Source organism: Candidatus Cryosericum hinesii, assembly GCF_003570985.1.
In the GTDB taxonomy this organism is placed as follows: domain Bacteria; phylum Caldisericota; class Caldisericia; order Cryosericales; family Cryosericaceae; genus Cryosericum; species Cryosericum hinesii.
Genome location: NZ_QXIW01000016.1, coordinates 55,977 through 77,012, shown reverse-complemented (window position 1 = coordinate 77,012; position 21,036 = coordinate 55,977). Strand labels below are relative to the sequence as shown.

Below are 21,036 nucleotides of genomic sequence, written 5' to 3'. Positions count from 1 at the left end.
TCACCTCTCAGCAATAGCGATCATGCGTTTGGACTCAGGTCCAAACCGTGATCCATCATAGTCACCGCACCAGCGTTCGGGCTGCAGTCCCGCTGCCTCAAACAGCGCTGCCATCTCCGCTACAGTATACATACGCAGCACGCGACGGTACTCGCAACGCTCTCCCCCGCTCAGGACAATGCGTCTCGTGGAAACAGTGCCGCCCACCGCATCGAATCGACGCTTCTCACAGACAAGCCCCTGCTCATTTTCATGCCATTCTTCGGGTACGAAGTGCTTCACGATGTAGTCACGGTTCTCGACGTCTACGACGACATGCCCGCCCCGTCTCGTGTGCTCCGAGACTCTCTGAAGTATCTGCAGGTCACCGATCTCACCATAGTAGCCGAATGAGCTCCAGAGAGAGATGGACAGATCTGCTCTCACGTGAAGTTTCATGACACGACTGTCCATTGCATAGAACTCGGCTTTCAAGCCCAGCTGCGCAGTACGCTCGCGACACGCAGCGATGTAATCTGCATTCATGTCCACGCCCGTTACCCTGAACCCAAGTCTCGCAAGCTCGATGCTATGTCGTCCAACACCGCATCCAACATCGAGAACGGCGGCTCCAGGGAGCACTGCGCACAGCCTCAGGAGCTGCTGCACCTGGTACCTTGTTCTGGCCGGTTCTACCGTGTCCAGAAAGAGGCGTCTGTATGTATCGTCAAAGTACTCCTGTGTCCAGTCTGTGCTCATCATATGTCATAAATATTAAGGCATCACGGCCAAAATGCAACACGAAAGCAGCTCTTGGACTTGTCTTCACTCAGCTCTTCCTTGACAGTGGCGTCCATACCCTTAGCATATTGGCATGAGAACTTGGCGATGCATCATGTCCGGCATCGGCACTCCATATGAGAACATGGCCACAGACGAGGCACTGTTTGACACTGCCTGCACGTCGGGCGTTCCAGTTCTCCGTTTCTATGGGTGGACACCTGCCACCGCATCCCTTGGCTTCGCTCAGCGAGCTTCAGAGGCTCTGGACTTCACCGAAATGGACAGGAGACATGTTGCGTGGGTCCGACGTCCTACAGGAGGCAGAGCAGTGCTCCACGACATGGAAGTCACCTACTCAGTATCGATACCGCACTCGGATCCTCTCTATGCTCTGGGGCTGGAGGCGTCATACGAGTGGATATGCGGGCCGATTGTCGCGGCTCTCCTGGCTGTTGGAGTATCAGCCACACTTGCCCCACATGGCTCCACTGGCTTTGTGTCCGCATCGTGCTTCACCGCGCCGGGGACCACCGACATCGTTGCTTCTCAAAGGAAAATTGTCGGTTCGGCACAGATGCGAACGCGGGACGGGTTCCTCCAGCACGGCTCAATCATCCTGAAGAACGACCTGGAAAAGCTCTTTGCCATAGTCCGAACATCCCAGCCAAACGTGCACGATGCCGCACGGCGGGCCGCTCGTCTTATGACCAGCGTCAGCGACGAGACTCACCGAGCTGTCTCATTCGGCGAAATGGCAAATGCACTCGTTGCAGCCTTCTCGGCTGCCGAAGGTGTCCGTCTCCTTGCCGATTCTCTTACTCAGCGAGAGGTAGTCAACGCCGCCGGCATTGTCGCTCGGAAATACGGCAGAGAAGACTGGAACGCTTTAAGATGAGAGGAATCATGGTATAGTTCTATGATTATTATCTGAGTCGTCTGTCCACAGAGGCAGACTCGACCGAGGAGTGACAGGATGGGAAAAGAAAGCAGGATCAGACAGGAACGCAAGGAGGGACTCGTCGAGAAGCCGGGGACGTACCACAAGGATCGGTTTCCCGTTGTCATGCGAGTCATTGCGCTCGTGCTCATCGTAGCGCTCGCCACATGGGGTTCCCTCTTTGCAATCAAGAGCGTTACCGGAACGATAGCATATCAGGTCGGCACCGGAAAAATCCTCCAGTCCGATATCACGGCGCGAGTCCAGAATTATATAGACATGTATAAGCAGTACGGAATGGATCTGACAGCTGCAGAGAATGCCAGCACGCTCAAGTCCGTTCACCAGGACGCTATAGACAGCTCAATCGAGCAGGAGCTGTTCATCCAATATGCCAAATCCAAGAATATGACGATCGACCCGGCCAAGCTGAAGACGGCTCTCGACACAGAAGTCGAGAGTGCCGTCGCGCAGTCACAGCAGCAGTTTGGTACGGACACTCAGGGCTTCAATGACGCCGTCATAGCTCAGTATGGCTCGCTGGATAAGTTCAAAGCCACGCTGCGCCCTCAGATTCAGCCATTTGTCGAACGGCAGCAACTTGCTGACGCAGTGACTGCCGAGATCAATGCCAGCGTCACCGTCTCGGACGCCGATGTCAGGACCTACTTTGCCTCTCAGGGACGGGTCAACGCCGACCATCTCCTCATCAATATAGACGCTGACAATGACTCTTCTTCGACAATCGCTGCGAAAAAGAAGGTCGCTCAGGCCATCTATGACGAGGTCGTGAAACAGAAGGCTGAAAATGCCACATTCGATTTCGCCAAGTACGCGCAGGAGAAAGCGGCCGAGCTCAACAAGAAGACCCCAGGATATGCTACCTACGAGGCTCTGGGCTTCTTTACCAACGGACAGATGGTCAAAGAATTCGAAACTGCAGCCTTCGCCGCCAAGACGGGCGACATCGTAGGACCCATCCAGACCAGTTTCGGCTTCCATATCATTCACAAGATCGCTCAGGAACCTGTCAGCGCAATCTATGACACGGCCGAGACGGCGAAAGCCGCGCACATCGTCCTCGGCTTCGGAACCGGAGATCAGACAGCTGGAGCAAAGGCTGCGGAGACCCTTGCAAACAAAGTGTATGCAGAGCTCCAGAAGGGTTTGTCGTTCAAGGCCGCGATCACGAAATATTCTACCGATGCCGACGCCAAGACGGGAGGAATCCTGGACTATTTCTCGAGCGTGGGCGATGAGACCCGCTTCAGCGCCCTCAGCAGTCTGAAAACCGGCCAGTACTCAAAACCCTTTGTCGATGGCTCTTCTTATGAGATCGTCCAGCTTCTGGACCGAAAACCGTTTGTGAAATCGACCCTAAGTGACAAGGCTACGTATGACACAGTCAAGACCGCTCTGGAAGATGAACGAAAGGCAGACGCAAAGACCACCATGGTGACCAAACTCAAGGTGCAATTTCCCGTTCGCGAAGGTCAATGGTCACGTATCACCCGATGGTATAGCCGTGGCATTGGCAAGGTGTTCGGAGCAATTGGGCGGTGGGTCGTCAAAGCTACCGGCAAGGGAACAACGACGACTCCGGCAGCCACGGACGTGCCAACCACTCCATCAGCGCAATAGCGATGCTTGCGAAAGACGGCATCGATTCATCCAGAAAAACCACAGTCCAGGCGCACCCGACGGCCTTCATCATTGTGGCATCGCTTCTCCTGGTCGCCCTTGTGGCAACAATCGTTGCCGTCCCGGTAGTACGTTCACGCAACGTCGTCTTCTACGTCAATCGCAAGCCAGTTATTGAAGAACATGTCTCCGCAATGATTGTCGACCTGCCATTCGACGAGACCAGCGACCACTACAACACACGAGTGGATCTCGGTGACCCCTCAGACCCAAAGACGCAGTATCTTGCTGCAGGGTTGAAGACGGAAGCCATTCAACGACTCATTGTTATGCGCGCTCAATCCGACGAAGCTCTGCGACAGGGAATCATCGTGAGCCCATCGGCCATCGACGCCGCTGTCGAGGCCTATGTGAAGGACCACTCCTCATCAGACGACACGAGCGAGACCGAGAGACTGCGGTCTCCGGCTATGCGCTCGTACATCCAGCTCTGGGCTACTTCCAAAGCGTATGAAGAGACCCTGACAAAGGATACCACGGTGTCGTCAGCTGAAGTGCGCGAGTACTTTGCTACATGGGGCTGGAACTATACGGACGCGGCCGGTCGCCAGCTCACCTTCGAGCAGACAAGCGCAAAGCTTGCGAAAGATGCTTTGGCGAACAAGAAGTTTCAGCTGATCCTTGAGAATCGGGCGCAGTTACTCAAGAAGGAGAGCAGTCTTGTGAACGGCGATACACGCTACAAGCAGTTCATGAGGTGGTGGGACATCATGTTTGACATCCAGATCCCGGATTCATTTGAGACACTGAAGGTCGACGCAGGCTCGTGACACGCCCACGAAGAGAGGCTCCGGCTGGTTCGACCGCCCCGGAGAACCCCAGGAACACTAGTCCGAAGTCAAACCGTCCGCCTCGCAGCAGACGCCCCAGAACGGACACCCACCAGAACAGTCCTCAGACTCTGCCCGCATTGACCAAGTACAACGAACTGCTTCAAGACATCCACGATGAAACCAGCTACTTCCTTCCCGTGGATGCGCTCAGTGCAGGAACACACAGATACCTCTATCATCTGGGAGACTTCTCGGCCGCAAACGCTGCGCAGATGCAGCAGTTTCTCGACGACAAACGTGAAGCGCTTACAAAGCTCGAACAAGAAAAGCTTAGCAACAGCGAGCGCCGGTCAGCGCTCATCCTTCGTCCGTACATGGATAGTTTGTCCGTCCTGATTGGAGCCGGGTATTTCGGGGACACTCTCTGGCAGCTACGCAATACCCGGCGGGGCCTCTACCAGTTGCTGTATATGACGGAGATCCCCGCATACGTCCGTGGGAAAGCTCTCGTTCGCCGGCTCGAAGAACTGTCGACACCCCCGACCGCGCCTGCAGAACAAATCCAGCTGCGTTCAGGTTCCCACCAGGAATTGGCTCTGGAGGAATTGCACATCATTGACCAATATCTCCTCTTCGCGGAAGACAGGGCCAGCCGCTTCGATGACAAGCAGGCTATTGCTGAGCGCATCCTTAAGGCACGCCAGTACATGAGTAGACTCGAACCACGGCTGGCTCACTCCACCAGTACAGGCGATTCCACCCGGGACCCAATACTCTCTGTCCTGCTGCCTTCACTCGAAGAGGTCAGCACGAAGGAAGCACAGGAGCATCTGGAACATGAGACAGAAGCGTTGAAGCGTCAATTGAGCGAGACCGCTGCCCAGCTTGATGCCTCCAGAAGCACCGACGAGGTTGTCAATGACGTTCTCCGGGCTTCTCTCGCGCGACGCCTGGATCAAGCAACCATCGATGACTGGATGAACAAGGATTTCCCCCGACTCCACTCGTTTTTCCCTGGTTACAGACTCAAGTCCGTACCCGTGTTAGGGAATGAACTCGGGGCTCGTCCGGCATATGATGATCCAGAAGCGGTTGCCCTGAAGGGTGCCTCACTTGACCACCGACAGACCGTCTGCCCGATAACGTCTTCCCGTCGCTGGCTTTCGCCCGAGATCGCTCTCATGATGACGTATTTCCCTGGCAAAGCCTACGTCCAGACCGCAATCAGCAGCTGGGACCCATGTCTGGCATTTCACGTTCAACGAGAGGTATTCATCACGGCACTTTCCCTGTTCGAACTACAGAACATCGCAAACCTCGACGGCATGCTGACACCGCAGAACAGTCTGCTTACGACGCTCCAACTCCTCATCGAGGACGCAGCGGCTGCTCTTGATATCGAGATCCTTCAGAACAGGCTGTCCCATCATGATGCCTGCTCGTTCCTTCAGGAACGCGTCCCGTTGCCTCCTGATCTTGCATCGTCGTTCTCATCGATTGCCACATTCGATTTTGGCGTCTCTCTCGCTCGGTTTATGTTCCGCACTCACTTCCGCGAAATGCGCAGAATCTCCCGGACCAGCAACAAGAAAGTCTCCTGGGCCTCGTTCTACCAAAATATCTTCGAGCAGGGTACGTTCGACCCGGCCCAGCTCAAGAATCCATGAGCGGTGAGTCTCAGCTCACGATGGCCGGCGGCGACCATCCCCTGTTCCTTGCCATCGCCGGCAACATCGGCGTAGGAAAGTCCACCCTGACCCGTCATCTTGCCGACAAGTGGGGGCTCACTTTGCTCCCTGAGCCGGTCAAACAGAACCCTTTCCTCAAACTCTACTACGATGATCCTAAGCGATGGGGAATACAGTCACAGCTCTTCTTCCTCACACAACGAGTGAGACTCTTTAAGGAAGCCGGCATCCTGAATCATGCCAAGATCGTGGACCGCACTCTGTATGAAGATGCAGAAATATTCGCCCGTACAGCGCTCCCGCGCGTCGAATACCAGATCTACCTGCAACTGTACGAGTACCTGCTGGAGAACCTCCCGGTACCTGACCTCGTTGTCTATCTCCGTGCATCCACAAGAACACTCTCACGACGTATACAGTCGCGGGGACGTTCGTTCGAGAAGTCCCTGCCCTCTTCCTACCTTCGAAAACTCAACGAACGTTACGATGGATGGGCAAGCTCGTTTTTGCGCGCCCCCCTGATTGTCATCGATACAGACGATCTTGATCTGTTCAGTCTCTTCGGTGAGTATGAGAGGGTCACCGATCGCATTGCTGAAGCGCTTCTGCAAAAAGGACTGACATGGCAGCACACGACTACGATACCCAGGCATTCCTGAGCATCTTTCCCGAACCTCTGCAGGAGGCACTCGAGGGGCTCGACCGATTCGACGAGCTCGTCGAGGTCGTGCTGGACCTCGGACGTGTCCCTGAAGCTCGGTTCGAATTCGACTTCGTTCCCCTGAGCGAGAGCACGGTCACGAAGGGGGACATCGACTTCATCGTCCAGAAAGTCGGAGAATTCGACCGTGACAACCGGGGCGGAATCGAACAGACACTGCATCGCATTTCCGCCATCCGGAACAGGCACAACGATGTGGTCGGGCTGACGTGCCGGGTCGGGCGTGCCCTATACGGCAAGATCGAAATCATCGAAGACCTCGTCAAGAAAGGCTCGAGCATCCTGATACTGGGCCGACCGGGCATAGGCAAGACAACGCTGTTGCGCGAAGCTTCCCGGTACATGAGCGATACGCTGAATAAACGCGTCATCATCGTGGATACCAGCAATGAGATCGGTGGGGATGGTGACGTCCCCCATCCCGGTGTCGGATCTTCTCGTCGCATGCAGGTACCGCTCAACAAAGAGCAGCACGACATTATGATCGAAGCAGTGGAAAACCACAATCCCGAAGTCATCGTCATAGATGAAATCGGCCGCATCGAAGAGGCGCAAGCATGCCGGACAATCGCTGAGCGCGGCGTCGAACTCATTGGAACGGCACATGGCAACGATCTGGGCAACCTTATCACCAACCCGACCCTCATCGACTTGCTCGGAGGTATCCAGACGGTTACGCTGGGTGATGAAGAAGCACAGCGCCGCGGGACACAGAAGAGCGTTCTCGAACGCAAGTCTGCTCCCACATTTGACGTCCTCGTAGAACTGCGTGAACGCGATGTTCTGGCTGTATATCGTGACCTGGCAGACGTCGTCGACAGAGTTCTGCGCGGCTTCGACGTGCAACCCGAGATACGCAGGAGGACAGCCGGCAAGGAGTTTATGATCGAACCTCCTCATCAGGGAGAGGCTCCCACTTCACAACCTGGCACCGAGCAGCTATGGACGCAGGATTCCAGCGTCAGACTCTACATCCAGGGAGTCAGCCAGAGCTACATCGAGCGAGCTTCTCACAGTCTGCATGCCGACGTACGGGTCGCCCGCACGATGGAGGATGCAGACATCGTGCTGCTCAGTGACACACTCGCAGCCAAGAAGCCATTTCTTGTAGAACGAGCCGAGGCACTCGGATTGCCGTTGTATACAACCAGCAAGAACAGTCTGGCTGCCATCAAGGACCTCCTCAGACGCATCCACTCGATGTCCGTGGACAAAGACCAGTATGCTTCCTGGATTCATCTCATGCGCGAAGCCGTCGTTTCCTCGACCTCGCGTGAACTGCCGTATTCCGGTGCCTTCGAGCGACGGATGCAACACAGACTGGCAGAACGACTTGGGTTGTTCAGTGAGAGCGAAGGCATCGAGCCATTCCGGCGCGTGGTCGTGTACTCTCCGGCGATGAAGCCGACTCAAGGGCCACCAGGAGCAGTGTGATGCGACGCGCCTTCTTTCTGACCTTCGAGGGAATCGATGGATGCGGCAAGAGCACGCAAGCTGAACGGCTCAAGCGGGCCCTGACCGAGCGACGATTTCTTGTCACGCACACATTCGAGCCGGGAGGAACTATGCTCGGACGTAAGCTCCGAACGATCCTCGTGCATGATGAACTCAACCTGTCCCTGTTCTCTGAAGTACTGCTGTTCGCGGCCGACCGCAGACAGGACATTGATGAGGTCATAATCCCTGCACTCGAACGCGGTGAAATCGTCATTGGCGAAAGATTTTCAGATTCATCTATTGCCTATCAGGGGATTGCAGGAAACGTCGGCAAAGAACGAGTCGAGCGACTCATGGATATCGTCACCTCGGGCATGGTCCCTGACCTGACGCTGCTTCTGGATATCGATCCGCGTGTTGCCCTGGCTCGGAAGACTGACCTCGACCGGATCGAACAACGAGGCCCATTCCTCGACGTCGTGCGCCGCGCCTTTCTGGACATGGCCACAAGCCAGCCGGAACGATGGGTGACCATCGACGCGGCTCGTCCTGTGGATGATGTCTTCAGCGACGTGCTCAAGGCAGTGTTGAAGCGACTGGAATAAGGGAGGTATGAACATGTCCGAACGGCATTCTCAGGAACCTGACCGCATCGACGAACTTCTCGGAAGCCTTCATGAGTCACGCACGGTACAAACTCCTGTTGAAACCAGTGTGCCCGCACCAGCTCCACGGCGCCCTCGCAGAAGCAGGATCTGGATCATGTTTGTACTGATCGCTGCAGTCGCGGCTGCGGCGGTCTTCTTTCTTCTCCAGGGAAGAGCAGCCAGCCTGAATATCCGATCATTTCCATCAGGAGCGACCGTGTTCCTCGACGAACTGCAGGTCGGGACGACGCCACTAGTGCTGCCCCACGTGACCCCGGGGACCCATGCAATACAGATCCGCATGTCTGGCTGGGACACCTGGAACGGCACCACAACAGCAGCAAGGGGATCCACCACGCAAGTCATTGCAAACATGACGCACGCTGCCTACTCACTGATCATCACGTCTACCCCGCCCGGTGCAACAGTGACACTCGATGGAGCGAACAAAGGCATCACGCCTTTGACGTTGATAGGCCTCAAACCACGCAACTATGGGCTAGTGATTTCCCTCAAGGGCTACGCGGCAATCTCGCGCACTGTCGACCTTTCCGATGCAACACAGGGCACGCAGGATTTCGCTCTAAAACAGGCCTTTGGCAAGCTAAGCATCGTATCAGACCCCACCGGAGCTCAAGTCATCATGGACGGCAAGTCGCGCGGGGTGACACCGTTGAAGATCGACTCCCTCCCTGTCGGTGACTATGCTCTGACACTGAAACTGGATGGGAGCACGGACATCACCGACACGCTCTCGATTAAAGCAGGGGTCCTTCTGGCAAAGCAATACAAGTTCGACCTTGAGCTCGGTGAGCTTGCCATCTCCACTGATCCTGCTGGAGCGTCCATTACAATCGACGGTCAGGCTACAGGTCAGATCACGCCCTTCACCTTCAGCAAGCTGAAGGAGGGCACGCATGAGGTTGACCTGGAACTGCCGGGGTATCTTCCATGGTCGGGTGAGGCAACAGTGTCCAAAGGACAGACGAGTCGCCTCTCCATCGCCCTCACAAAGTTGCAGTAGCGACAGGTTGACTGGGAACATCTCAGCGCATATACTACTGAAGCCGTACAGGACGGGGAGACAGCGGTGCCCTGTTGCCCGGAATCCGCTCACCGGGGTCCATGCTGAGCATGCGGGGCGCACGTTTCCGAAACAGTCCCTGTTGAAGGCGTTGAAGGCTGCAAACCATGCAATGGGAAGCTCTGAACTCTGCCAGGTCCGGAAGGAAGCAACAGTACTGAGTAGAACATGTGCCGTGGCCCGATGCAACTGGAGCCGGAGACAGTCGACCACGCCGGAGGTCTGCGCAACAAGTGCTCAGCGTACGGCCTTTTCTTCCTCCTACCTTGGATGGAGAGCAGTCATAACACAGAGAACGGCTATGCCCTCACCCCTGCCGATCCAGCCTATCGCATCGTTACCCGTCACCTTGACGTCGACATCAGTCGACCTAAGTCCAAGGAGGCGCGCGAGCCTCCTCTGCATGGGAACCTGGTAATCCCGCAGTCTCGGCCTCTCAGCGACAATAGTGATGTCCGCCGAAACGATCCTCAGTCTGCGAATCCTTCTATCCGCCATGACGCGTCCCAGAAGCACGGTGCTGTCGATTCCCACGTACTGCTCGTCTGATGATGGAAACATGCCGCCGATGTCTCCCGCCCCAGCGCACCCGAGGACAGCGTCCATGACCGCATGCAGGACAGCGTCGGCGTCTGATGTCCCGTCAAGCCCCAGTTCCGAGGCGATCCTGATACCGCCAAGGATCAACGGTCGCCCGGAAACGAACCGATGGACGTCGTAACCGAACCCGACCACGGTCCTGGCTCTTGCGCTGAATGCCGCTTCAAGAAACTCAGCATCGCCCGGCACCGTCACCTTCATGTTCTGAACGTCGCCTTCAACAGTCACGACCTGCCCACCACTTGACTCGATGAGCGCCGCCTCGTCACCAAACGATGCACTATCTGCACAGTTGAGATACGCAGACCGCAGAGTCGCCACTCGGCAGAACTGAGGTGTCTGTACGGCAACGACTCCTCTCCTGTCCAGTATTTCTGTCCTGCCTTCCGACGTTCGCCGCAATGAGTCGACCACTGGAATCACGGGTACGACAATGTCTCCCGTATCCCTGGCCGCGACCAGTCTCTTGAGAAGCACTCTGCAGACCAGGGGACGAGCCCCGTCATGGACCAGAACCCAGTCCTGATCGGAAGCACCATTGTCTGCGAGTGTCTTGAGGCCGTTGAGAACGCTTTCGGCTCGCGTTGGGCCTCCGCTCGCCAGAACCACCTGCACGCGGCGTGAAAGGGCTGCCCGGGTGACGCATTTCTCCATCTTCGCACGATCCTCCGGTCTGCAGACCAGAACCAGCCGGCACACGGGAGCCTGGCATACTGACTCCAAGGTAGTGCAGATGAGCGGTTTCCCCGCGAACGGAGCGAAAAGCTTGTTCCCTCCAAACCGGGTACTGCTTCCAGCCGCCACGACAATGGCGGCAAGACTCGGTCGATGGGCTCTGACAGCCTTCACTGCGACTCGCCTCCGGCATCGGAGACTCGCGGAAAACTGGCAGCAATTGCCTCACTCACATAGCGTTTTCGATGAATCGTCAGACCGTGGAGGTCCGAAAGGTCATCGCGAGCCTTATCACTCACGATGAACTCCCTGAACCCCATACGTGCCCCCAGCTCGATGCGCCGGTGCAAGTTGAACACGGGGCGCAGGTCTCCTGCGAGACCGACCTCCGCGATTGGCATGACCCCGTCACGCATTGCCACGTTACGTATCGCACTGTACAGCGACAGGCCGACGCCGAGGTCGATACCTCGATCCTCAACCGAAAAATCACCTGAGATATTGACGTACACGTCTCTGCCTCCGGCGCTCGTGCCCGCTCTGCGTTCGATTATCGCCAGCGCGATCATGAGCCTGCCATAGTCCAGTCCGGTCGCAATGCGGCGCGGGGACGGCAGGTAGCTGGTAGCGGCCAGAGACTGCACCTCCACGAGTACTGCAAAACTCCCCTGAGCTGCAGGGACTACCACAGACCCTGGCTGAAGGTTGTGCACGTCGGTCACGAACGCGCTCGACGGATCGGAAATGGGTACGAGCCCTGTCGAGGTCATCTCGAAGAACCCGGTCTCCCCACTCTTCCCATAGCGATTCTTCCCTGACCTTAGCAGTCTGTAAGCACCAAATCGGTCTCCCTCCATGTAGAGGACGGCGTCGACCAGATGCTCGACGTACTTGGGACCCGCAATCGTCCCGTCCTTGGTCACGTGCCCAATGATCAGCGCTGCCACTCCAGACTTCTTGGAGAACCCGGCAATAGCGGCAGCGGTGATCTTCAGTTGAGCCGGTGTACCGGATCCGAAGAAATCCTCCTCCGTCGAGAACGACTGCAGCGAGTCCATGACCAGCGCAACCGGCCTAGCTCGATCAGCCATGGCCAGCGCATCAGCAAGCGAATTGGTGGTAGCCAGGAGAAGGTTCTTTGGGTCCAGTCCCAGTCGCCGAACGCGCCCGAGGATTTGGGAGCGAGACTCCTCACCGCTCACGTATAGTACCTTTCCATGTCGCCCTAGAGCCGTTGCCGCCTGAAGGACAAGAGTCGACTTCCCGATGCCAGGCTCCCCTCCCACAAGGACGGCAGAACCGACCACCAGACCTCCTCCCAGTACTTCGTCCCACGGTTCAATGTCAGTCACCATTCGCTGCTCAGGCTGAACATTCTCCACTGCGACTTCCAGCTCCGCCTCAGCGGGCAGTATCCCGGAAATCGGCACTCTCGATGCCGGTCGTGCCGTGACCTCGATTTCGGGGACATCCTCAACAAAGGAGCCCCAAGCCCCGCACTCGGAGCACTTTCCGAGTTTCGAGACACTGATATGTCCACACTCGCTGCACCTGTACTGAACTTGGGGCTTCGCCATCATGCCCTCCTATGTTGAGACAAGAACGTCAGTCCTGTGGCTCCCTTCGCTTCAGCTGAGGGAACAGAATAACCTCACGGATAGACTCCACACCGAGCAGAAGCATGACCAGCCTGTCGATACCAATACCTAGTCCACCCGCAGGCGGCATGCCGTACTGCAGAGCACGCACGTAGTCGAAATCCATGGATTGGCTTTCGTCATCGCCCCTGGCTTTCGCGGCAACCTGCTGCGTAAACCTTTCTTCCTGGTCCATGGGGTCATTGAGTTCGGTGAAGGCATTGGCAAGCTCCATCCCGCCGGCAAAAAGCTCAAAGCGCTGGACTCTCTGCGGCTGTTCCGCCATGCGCTTGGCAAGCGGAGATATTTCCACGGGATAGTCATGCACAAACGTCGGGTCGATGAAGTTGGGCTCAACCATCTTGTCGAACACTTCATTCACGACGTTGGCATATTCGAATGACTTGTCCATATGAATACCGAATTCTGCGATCTTACGACGCGCCAGCCCCTCATCACGCAACTCTTCCAGACCAACGCCCGCGTACTTCTGCATGGCCTCGTCGAACGTAGTCCGTGCAAATGGACGGGTGAAGTTGATCAGTCGCTCGCCCATATGCACCTGCGGCATACCCGTGACCTTGTCGACCAGATCAAGGATGAGGTTCTCGGTCAGGCTCATCATGCCATCAAGGTCTGAATAGGCTTCGTACAGTTCCATCATCGTGAATTCTGGATTGTGAATCGTGTCAATGCCCTCGTTCCTGAAACTCCGGTTGATCTCGAAGACTTTCTCGAAACCGCCGACCAGAAGCCTCTTCAGGTACAATTCCGGGGCAATGCGCAAGAACAGATCCTGATCAAGTGCATTGTGATGAGTCACAAACGGACGCGCAGTTGCACCGCCTGCAATTGGTTGAAGCATCGGCGTCTCGACCTCAAGATACCCTCGCTCCGTCAGATATGTCCGGATATGCGAAACCATACGAGACCTCTTCTCAAAAGCGTCTCGAACCTCGGGGTTGACGATGAGATCGACGTAGCGCTGGCGATAGCGGATTTCAACATCCGTGAGACCATGAAACTTCTCGGGCAACGTACGGATCGCCTTCGACAGAACCCACAGTCGTGCGACAGCGATGGTCTTCTCTCCGGTCTTCGTTATGAACAGTGTTCCCTCGACACCAATGATGTCACCAGAATCGACATACTTCTTGAACCAGTCATAGGCAGGCTCTTTGAGGTCGTCAGAGCGCACATACAGCTGGATCCTCCCGGACATGTCTGCCAACACCAGGAAACACGCCTTCCCGTGGCCACGAACAGCCATGACGCGCCCTCTGGCACGAACCGTCCCGTCTCCCAGCTCATCAAAGTGCTCCGCGATGTAGGCTGCCGCAAGTGCGTCCCCAAAACTGTGTCCGAACGGGTCGATTCCCTGTTCGCGAAGCTCCCCGATCTTGTCTTTGCGGCTCTGCTCAACCTCGTTGAGTTCCAGCACGACTATACCTTCTCGATAGAGAGAATCTTGTATGAGACTCGACCCTTAGGAATACGCACAGCAACGGTCTCCTTCTCGCGTTTCCCCACGAGAGCCTTGCCCACCGGACTATCAATGGAAATGTGACCTTCCATTGGATCGGCTTCGAGATTGCCGACAATAGTGAACCAGCGAGTCTTGGTAGTCTCCACATCGAGTACCTGGACCTTGCAACCCATGTGAACTTCGCCTGTGCCCGTATCGCCTGGTTCGACGACCACGGAGTGCTCGAGTTGGCGCTCGACGTCCATGATGGTTCCCTCGATGAACGCTTGCTCCTTCTTGGCCTCTTCGTACTCGGCATTCTCCGAGAGATCACCGAATCCTTTGGCTTCCTTGATGCGCTCTGCGATGCGAAGGCGCTCCTTGGTCTTCAGCCTGTCGAGCTCTTCAAGCATCTTCCTGTGCTGAGAGGGGCTGATATATAGTTTCTCCTCCTCATCTTCACGCACATTAGTCATTTCAATCCCTTCGTCGGAATGCTCTTCTTCATCATGTATCATGGCGAACCTCCTCGCTGGCACCTGTGCACAGTGCACGGTACTCATTCAGCAGCTTCTTCAGCTGGTCTGCTTTCTTCACCTGGTTAATGCGTCCTCGATACGTCGTTGCCTCAGGGAGGCCCCTGAAATAGAAAGCAAGGTGCTTGCGCATCTCCTTGACTCCAATGACCTCACCCTTGAGAGCGACCTCGCGGTCGACATGTTCCTGCATAACCCTGAACCGCTCGTCAACTCCGGGCTCCCGAGGGCTCCTGCCACCCAGAACGTCGTTTATCTGCTCGAAGACCCACGGATTCCCGAGAGCTGCCCGTCCTACCATCACATAGTCGGCGCCAGTGTAGTCGAGGAATTTCTTCGCGTCCTCCGCCTTTTTGACGCCTCCGTTCGCGATGATTGGTATGGTTGCCTTCGCTTTTATTGCAGCGATGACATCCCAGTCCTTCGAGCCCGAGCGGCCCTGCACGGCTGTACTGCCATGAATCGTAAGGGCTGCCACACCGTTCTTCTCGCAAATGCCCAGGATTTCCTCGGCGACATTATCGTCGAACAAAAATCCCTTGCGTATTTTCACTGTCACCGGCAGCCGCGTCGCTTGCACAACGGCGGACGTAATTGCATCGATAAGAGGAAGATCCCTCAGCAGCGCCGATCCGGCACCGGTTTTCACGATTTTTGGCTCGGGACATCCCATATTGATGTCGATGGCATCGACCCCTGCCTTCGCCAGAACCTCTGCAGCTTGTGCCATTGCATCAGGTCGAGCTCCAAACATCTGGAAGTCAACTGGGTGCTCAACAGGATCGAACACCAGCATCCCGAATGTCTTGGTGTTACTGAATTTGATGCCAAGGGACGAAACCATCTCTGTGTATACCATGGCTGCACCATAGTGCCTGCACAGAATGCGAAAGGGGGAATCGCCATACCCCGCAAGAGGCGCAAGGAAGGCACGCCCCTCCAGCTTCAACGGCCCTATGTTCACTCGGTCCCGCCCCTGTTCAACTCAAAGAGGATGCGCAAGCCATCGAGCGTGAGATTGGGGTCATGCACACACTTTGCCTGCAAGCCAGGAACCACCACACCTGACAGCCCACCCGTCAGAATCACTCTGGCATCTGGACAACTCGTGTCCTGGCGGATACGCTGGATCATGCCATCGACCATGTAGATCTCACCCCAGACAACGCCAACCTGCATCTGCGTGATCGTGTCGATTCCGAGGCTCGTTGCAGGGCGTTCAAGCTCGATACGAGGCAACTTGGCCGTCTTGGTAAACAGGGATTCGCTCGAGTTGAGAAGGCCGGGTGCTATGGACCCCCCAAGGTATCTTCCATCACCACTCACAAAGTTGAACGTCGTCGCAGTCCCAAGGTCGATGATAATACAAGGTCCCCCGTATTTCATATACCCGCCGACACAATCAGCAATACGGTCGGCCCCCATCTCTGATGGAGACTCGACCTCCCATGTGATGCCAGTGTTGAGTGCTGTCGAGATCACGAGCGGTTGGAGATGAAACATGCGATCGACGAGGCGGCGCATGATTGGCGTAAGTGGCGGGACAACAGAAGCCAGAACGACAGACTCTACGTCCCTCAGCTGGACATCGGAAAACTGAAACAGACTGCGGATGAACACGCTGTATTCATCGGCAGTCTTGCCCCTGTCGGTCGTCAGACGCCAACTATCGCGCAGGACAGTACCGTCAAAGAGGCCACAGACTATGTTGGTGTTCCCGACATCAATGGCAAGAAGCATGGTGGCGCGCCTTCAAAACCAGAATGGCGGAGAGACCGGGATTTGGACCCGGGAGGCGGTATTAGCCACCCACTCGCTTAGCAGGCGAGTGCCTTCAGCCACTCGGCCATCTCTCCGTGCTTTGGAAACTGACAAACCCGCATTATTGCACGGGCTCTGGCTAATTATACTGGCTTCCCGCACATTATCAAGGGTCAGAGCCTTCGCAGACGTCAGAATAGCACATCTTCCCCGCCGCCGGAAATGCTATCATGACCCTTCAGATATCGCCGGCCCAGGTCCGTTATTACGCGTCCCTGCGATGTCCGCGCGATGAAATTCAACTGCACCAGATACGGCTCGATGACGACGGACACCGTCTCGGGGTCTTCACTGATTGCAGAAGCCAGGCTGTCGAGACCCACAGGACCGCCTCTGAACTTTTCATCGATAGCCCCCAGGAGCCGCCGATCGATGTCCAGCAAGCCATATTTATCGATGTTGAGCCGTGAGAAAGCCTCGTCGACCAGCTTGACATCGACGACGGGTCCCCCCGCGTATGCCAGGTAGTCTCTGATGCGTTTCAGGTTCCGAAGCGCTATGCGAGGAATGCCACGTGAGCGACCAGCAATGCGTCTGGCAGCAGTCGGCTCCACAACCGTATCAAGCCGGCACGCGGCATTGGAGATAATCTGGGCCAGTTCCTCCTCATTGTATGGATCCATGCGCATGACGATACCGAATCTGTCGCGAAGAGGGGCGGACAACATGCCAAACCGGGTGGTCGCTCCTATGAGAGTGAACGGCTTGAGGCGTATCGTAAGTGTCTTGGCGCTCGGCCCCTTCCCGAGAATGATGGGCAGTTGAAAATCCTCCATTGCAGCATAGAGCCCTTCTTCCACCGCGGGAGGCAGACGATGAATCTCGTCGATGAACAGCACGTCCCGCTCCCTGAGCGATGCCAGAATGCTGGCAAGATCACCTGCCCGTGTGAGTGCCGGTCCGCTCGTGTACTTGAACCGCACACCAAGTTCCACGGCAATGATTTGTGCGAGCGTTGTCTTGCCCAGACCAGGAGGCCCGTAGAGCAAGCAGTGGTCCAAAGGCTCCTTGCGGCTGAGCGCGGCCCTGATGAAAATGGCCAAGTTGCGCCGCAGCTGCTCCTGTCCGATGAAATCCTCAAGGCGTCGCGGCCGCAACGTCGAGCCCACCGCATCACCCTCAGGTTTCCCCGACAAGAGTGGAGCTTGAGCAACAGGTACTTTCCGACGTACACGCTTCTCTTCGCCGGCAGCCATATCCTATTTCCTCGAAAGATGCTGCAAGGCATCACTCACGAGTTCCTCGGCCGAACGGTCCTTCGTAGCACCAAGCTCCCGGAGAGAGCCACTGATCTCTCGCTGTGAATATCCGAGAGACCGGAGCGCCATCTCCACCTCTGCCAGGACGGTGGGTTCCGTCCCCGTCATGCCCTCTGCGGATAGAAGTTCAGCGTACTTGCGGTTGACGATTGGGCGCAGTTCGATGAGGATGCGCTCGGCATTTTTCTTCCCTATGCCAGGCGCGGAAGTGAGTAACCCAACACTCTGTTCCCGCACTGCCTCGATGAGACGAGACGCAGGTACAGCACGTAGAAGACTCAGGGCGGTCTTAGCGCCAACGCCTGGAACATGCTCGACCAGGTCGGCGAAAACTTCATAGTCCAACTGTTCGACGAAACCGTAGAGCTCCTGCCGGTCTTCCTTGACGACATGGTATGTCCGCAGTTCGACTTCTTCCCCCACCTCGAACATGGTGGGATCCACTACTCTTACCTCATACCCGATGTCGCCGACAAGAACGATGACGGCGGAATCCAATCTGCGATATACGGTCCCCCTAATCAGAGCAATCATCGGTCTCCTCCGCCAGAACTGCCTCGCGATAGGCCCCCGTGAACGTATGGCAGAGGGCGATGGCAATTGCGTCCGCTGTATCGTCAGGCGTAATATGCTCCTCGACACCAAGAATCTGGCGCACAGCAATCTCCACGTTCTTCTTGCTCTCCATGCCATATGATGAGACGGCCTGCTTCACCTGCTGAGGGGTGTACTCGAACGCAGGAACGTGACATGTACCGATGGCAAGGACAATGACTCCACGCGCCTCACTGACCTTCATGACCGTACGGGCGTTTCGAAAGAAAAACAGAGACTCGAGCGCCACTGCATCCGGCTTGTACCTGCGGACGAGTCGGCGGACGCCGTCGTAGATGTACTTGAGCCTGTCCGGATATGGCGTGCCAGGATGGGTCTCCAGACACCCATAGTCAAGAAGGGCTACGGTGTCGCCGTCTGATGAGACGACACCGTAGCCGATGCGTGCCAGTCCGGGATCGATTCCCAGAGTAAGCATACAGTCTCTAGCTTTCCTGCTCCAGCAGTTTAATGATCTCGTCGCTCATTTCATAGTTGGAGAAATAGTCGCTGACGTCATCGTGCTCGTCAAGCGCTTCCTCCAGCCGCGCGATTTTTCGCGCATCATCAATGGCGACTGCAACAAGGGTCTTGGGAATCATGGTGAGAGATGCTGACTTTACGACAATCCCGGCAGCCTCGAGAGCCTGGCGCACCTTATAGACATCCTCAGGTCCAGTGACGACAGTCGTCGTCTCCTCGTCCTGCTTGAGGTCCTCTGCGCCACTGTCCACTGCAATCATGAACAGATCGTCGTATCCCTTGTCAGCCGGATCGATTTCCAGCGAACCCTTCCGCTCGAAGCCCCAGCTGACAGATCCGTTCTCTCCCATAGCGCCACCGTGCTGCGAGAGGATTCTTCTGATTTCCGAAGTCGTGCGGTTCTTGTTGTCAGTCGAGGCCTGGATGATGAATGCGGTGCCATTGGGACCATAACCTTCGTACGTGGTCTCCTCGTAGCTGACACCCTCCATCTCTCCAGTTCCGCGCATGATTGCTTTCTTGACGTTGTCATTGGGCATACCTGCTGACTTGGCCTTTTCTACAGCTGCCCTCAACCGCGTGTTCGTTTCGGTACTTCCTCCACCTGCCTTCGCCGCGATAATGATCTCACGAGTGATCTTGGTGAAAGCACGACCACGCTTGGCGTCTTCTACACCCTTTTTGGCCTGAATATTGTGCCACTTGGAATGCCCGGACATCTAGACCTCCTGATTTGAGCTATGCTCTGTCAATCGCAGAAAATGTTCATGTATCCTCGTATCGCTTCCAAGCTCCGGATGGAACGAAGAAGCAAGGAGCCTTCCCTGCTGTACATAGACCGGCCCCTGTGTTACCCTTGCCAGTACCTCTACAGAAGGTCCTGTCCGGACGATCACCGGCGCCCGAATGAACAGCGCATGCAATGGTGTGTCCAGCCCCTGGACTTCCAGATCTTCCTCGCTCGACTCTTTCTGGCGCCCAAACGCATTCCGCTGAACAGTCACATCCAGAAGTCCCAGATGAGGCTGTGCCTGGCTTCCCTCAATATCCCGGGCCAAAACGATCATTCCTGCGCATGTGCCATAGATCGTCAGTCTCCCTGCGTTGAAACGGTCGACGATAGCTCGATCCACTCCGTACTTGACCATAAGCTTCCCCATGGTCGTGCTCTCGCCTCCCGGAATGATCAGCCCATCTACCAAATCGACTTCGTCGGGGAGACGGACGAGACGGACCTCCACCCCGAGGAACTGCACCATGTTTGCATGTTCTCGAAAATCGCCCTGAAGAGCGAGGACGCCAATGACCACGTCTAGTTATCCCTCACCTGCATCTTATCCAGCTCGACAAGCGTGCGTGCATCTATGCCTGGCATACCTGTCTTCAAGCCCTTGCTTACCTCGAAGAGCACCTTGGGATCTTCCCAGTAGGTCGTTGCCGCCACGATGGCTTTTGCTCTCGGAAGTGGGTCTGAACTCTTGAAAATGCCAGAACCCACAAAAACACCATCGGCACCAAGCGTCATCATGAGTGCGGCGTCGGCAGGGGTGGCAATGCCCCCCGCTGCAAAGTTGACCACGGGAAGACGCCCCAGCTTGCGCACTTCACGCAGTAGCTCAACATTGACCCCGAGGTCCTTTGCTTCGACCACCAGTTCATCCTCAAGCATCGATTGCACCTTGCGAACCTCGTTCATGACCGCTCGCATGTGGGTGACCGCCTCAGAGACGTCTCCGGTGCCCGGCTCGCCCTTCGTCCTTATCATCGCAGCTCCCTCGCCAATACGCCGCAACGCCTCTCCCAGATTGCGTGCTCCGCATACAAAGGGGATCTTGAACTGCCACTTATCGATATGGTAGGTGACATCAGCGGGAGTCAGCACTTCGCTCTCGTCAATAAAGTCGATGCCCATATACTCCAGTATCCGTGCTTCAGAGATGTGCCCGATTCGTACCTTGGCCATGACAGGAATCGAGACAGCGTCCATGATCTGCTCGACAAGCCCTGGATCAGCCGCCCTTGCGACGCCGCCTTCCCTGCGAATATCGGCCGGAATCCGTTCGAGTGCCATCACTGACACTGCACCGGCTTCTTCGGCAATCTTCGCCTGGTCGACCGTCGTGACGTCCATGATAACGCCACCCTTGAACATCTCTGCCAAACCGCGCTTTACCTTGGTCGTTCCGATTTCAGTCATGTCGTTGTCACCTCTTTAA

At 56.3% G+C, this 21,036-nt stretch carries 21 protein-coding genes, 1 tRNA gene and 1 other RNA gene; 9 read left to right on the top strand and 14 right to left on the bottom strand.

Annotated elements, in window-relative coordinates; translation table 11 throughout:
* Positions 1-738 (bottom strand): class I SAM-dependent methyltransferase, encoded by a 738-nt coding sequence (locus tag SMC3_RS03010; protein ID WP_207799646.1) that lies wholly within the window; start codon positions 736-738, stop codon positions 1-3.
* A 115-nt stretch (positions 739-853) separates the two neighbouring features.
* Here SMC3_RS03010 and SMC3_RS03005 point away from each other — a divergent pair, with 115 nt between their 5' ends.
* The 9 genes from SMC3_RS03005 to ffs all read left to right on the top strand — a co-directional run bounded on the left by SMC3_RS03005 (position 854) and on the right by ffs (position 9,998).
* The gene (locus SMC3_RS03005; protein WP_119086885.1) at positions 854-1,657 is read left to right on the top strand and encodes a biotin/lipoate A/B protein ligase family protein; all 804 of its coding nucleotides are present in this window, start codon (positions 854-856) and stop codon (positions 1,655-1,657) included.
* A 78-nt stretch (positions 1,658-1,735) separates the two neighbouring features.
* Complete coding sequence (locus tag SMC3_RS03000; RefSeq protein WP_119089811.1) at positions 1,736-3,340, top strand: peptidylprolyl isomerase; 1,605 nt, start codon at positions 1,736-1,738, stop codon at positions 3,338-3,340.
* On the top strand, positions 3,259-4,170 hold the full coding sequence (locus tag SMC3_RS02995; protein WP_126851534.1) for a hypothetical protein: 912 nt from the start codon (positions 3,259-3,261) through the stop codon (positions 4,168-4,170). The genes SMC3_RS03000 and SMC3_RS02995 overlap by 82 nt, the downstream gene beginning before the upstream one ends.
* Before the next feature lie 140 nt (positions 4,171-4,310).
* Positions 4,311-5,840: a hypothetical protein gene (locus SMC3_RS02990; RefSeq protein WP_119086882.1), complete on the top strand. Its 1,530-nt coding sequence runs from the start codon at positions 4,311-4,313 to the stop codon at positions 5,838-5,840.
* A complete protein-coding gene (locus SMC3_RS02985; protein ID WP_119089810.1) occupies positions 5,837-6,520 on the top strand; it encodes a deoxynucleoside kinase in 684 nt (227 codons plus the stop codon). Before SMC3_RS02990 ends, SMC3_RS02985 begins: the two co-directional genes overlap by 4 nt.
* The gene (locus tag SMC3_RS02980) at positions 6,484-8,016 is read left to right on the top strand and encodes a R3H domain-containing nucleic acid-binding protein (protein ID WP_119086880.1); all 1,533 of its coding nucleotides are present in this window, start codon (positions 6,484-6,486) and stop codon (positions 8,014-8,016) included. The genes SMC3_RS02985 and SMC3_RS02980 overlap by 37 nt, the downstream gene beginning before the upstream one ends.
* On the top strand, positions 8,016-8,624 hold the full coding sequence (tmk, locus tag SMC3_RS02975) for a dTMP kinase (RefSeq protein WP_119086879.1): 609 nt from the start codon (positions 8,016-8,018) through the stop codon (positions 8,622-8,624). The genes SMC3_RS02980 and tmk overlap by 1 nt, the downstream gene beginning before the upstream one ends.
* Before the next feature lie 13 nt (positions 8,625-8,637).
* Positions 8,638-9,690, top strand: coding sequence for a PEGA domain-containing protein (locus SMC3_RS02970; protein WP_165846531.1), 1,053 nt, complete (start codon positions 8,638-8,640; stop codon positions 9,688-9,690).
* Positions 9,691-9,733: 43 nt separating this feature from the next.
* An RNA gene (ffs, locus tag SMC3_RS02965) (signal recognition particle sRNA large type) lies at positions 9,734-9,998 on the top strand.
* A gap of 13 nt (positions 9,999-10,011) precedes the next feature.
* Here ffs and ispF read toward each other — a convergent pair.
* From ispF to pdxS, 13 genes are all read right to left on the bottom strand, one after another.
* A complete protein-coding gene (ispF, locus tag SMC3_RS02960) occupies positions 10,012-11,199 on the bottom strand; it encodes a 2-C-methyl-D-erythritol 2,4-cyclodiphosphate synthase (RefSeq protein ID WP_119086877.1) in 1,188 nt (395 codons plus the stop codon).
* Positions 11,196-12,605 (bottom strand): AAA family ATPase, encoded by a 1,410-nt coding sequence (locus SMC3_RS02955; RefSeq protein ID WP_119086876.1) that lies wholly within the window; start codon positions 12,603-12,605, stop codon positions 11,196-11,198. The genes ispF and SMC3_RS02955 overlap by 4 nt, the downstream gene beginning before the upstream one ends.
* Before the next feature lie 25 nt (positions 12,606-12,630).
* Entirely contained in the window at positions 12,631-14,103 is a 1,473-nt protein-coding gene (lysS, locus tag SMC3_RS02950) for a lysine--tRNA ligase (protein ID WP_207799645.1), read from the bottom strand.
* A 2-nt stretch (positions 14,104-14,105) separates the two neighbouring features.
* Complete coding sequence (greA, locus tag SMC3_RS02945; RefSeq protein ID WP_165846530.1) at positions 14,106-14,645, bottom strand: transcription elongation factor GreA; 540 nt, start codon at positions 14,643-14,645, stop codon at positions 14,106-14,108.
* Positions 14,635-15,627 carry a tRNA dihydrouridine synthase DusB gene (gene dusB, locus SMC3_RS02940; RefSeq protein WP_119089809.1) on the bottom strand — a complete coding sequence of 331 codons (993 nt, stop codon included), beginning with the start codon at positions 15,625-15,627 and terminating at the stop codon, positions 14,635-14,637. The genes greA and dusB overlap by 11 nt, the downstream gene beginning before the upstream one ends.
* Positions 15,624-16,403 carry a type III pantothenate kinase gene (locus SMC3_RS02935; RefSeq protein WP_119089808.1) on the bottom strand — a complete coding sequence of 260 codons (780 nt, stop codon included), beginning with the start codon at positions 16,401-16,403 and terminating at the stop codon, positions 15,624-15,626. Before SMC3_RS02935 ends, dusB begins: the two co-directional genes overlap by 4 nt.
* Positions 16,404-16,427: 24 nt before the next feature.
* A tRNA-Ser gene (locus SMC3_RS02930) sits at positions 16,428-16,519 on the bottom strand.
* Positions 16,520-16,615: 96 nt separating this feature from the next.
* Positions 16,616-17,680: a Holliday junction branch migration DNA helicase RuvB gene (gene ruvB / locus SMC3_RS02925; protein WP_119089807.1), complete on the bottom strand. Its 1,065-nt coding sequence runs from the start codon at positions 17,678-17,680 to the stop codon at positions 16,616-16,618.
* A 3-nt stretch (positions 17,681-17,683) separates the two neighbouring features.
* A complete protein-coding gene (ruvA, locus tag SMC3_RS02920) occupies positions 17,684-18,277 on the bottom strand; it encodes a Holliday junction branch migration protein RuvA (RefSeq protein ID WP_119089806.1) in 594 nt (197 codons plus the stop codon).
* Positions 18,261-18,776 carry a crossover junction endodeoxyribonuclease RuvC gene (gene ruvC / locus SMC3_RS02915; protein WP_119089805.1) on the bottom strand — a complete coding sequence of 172 codons (516 nt, stop codon included), beginning with the start codon at positions 18,774-18,776 and terminating at the stop codon, positions 18,261-18,263. The genes ruvA and ruvC overlap by 17 nt, the downstream gene beginning before the upstream one ends.
* 7 nt (positions 18,777-18,783) lie before the next feature.
* Positions 18,784-19,539 carry a YebC/PmpR family DNA-binding transcriptional regulator gene (locus SMC3_RS02910; protein WP_119089804.1) on the bottom strand — a complete coding sequence of 252 codons (756 nt, stop codon included), beginning with the start codon at positions 19,537-19,539 and terminating at the stop codon, positions 18,784-18,786.
* On the bottom strand, positions 19,540-20,130 hold the full coding sequence (pdxT, locus tag SMC3_RS02905) for a pyridoxal 5'-phosphate synthase glutaminase subunit PdxT (protein ID WP_119089803.1): 591 nt from the start codon (positions 20,128-20,130) through the stop codon (positions 19,540-19,542).
* Between the two features lie 2 nt (positions 20,131-20,132).
* The gene (gene pdxS, locus SMC3_RS02900; RefSeq protein ID WP_119089802.1) at positions 20,133-21,017 is read right to left on the bottom strand and encodes a pyridoxal 5'-phosphate synthase lyase subunit PdxS; all 885 of its coding nucleotides are present in this window, start codon (positions 21,015-21,017) and stop codon (positions 20,133-20,135) included.
* Between the last annotated feature and the right edge of the window lie 19 nt (positions 21,018-21,036).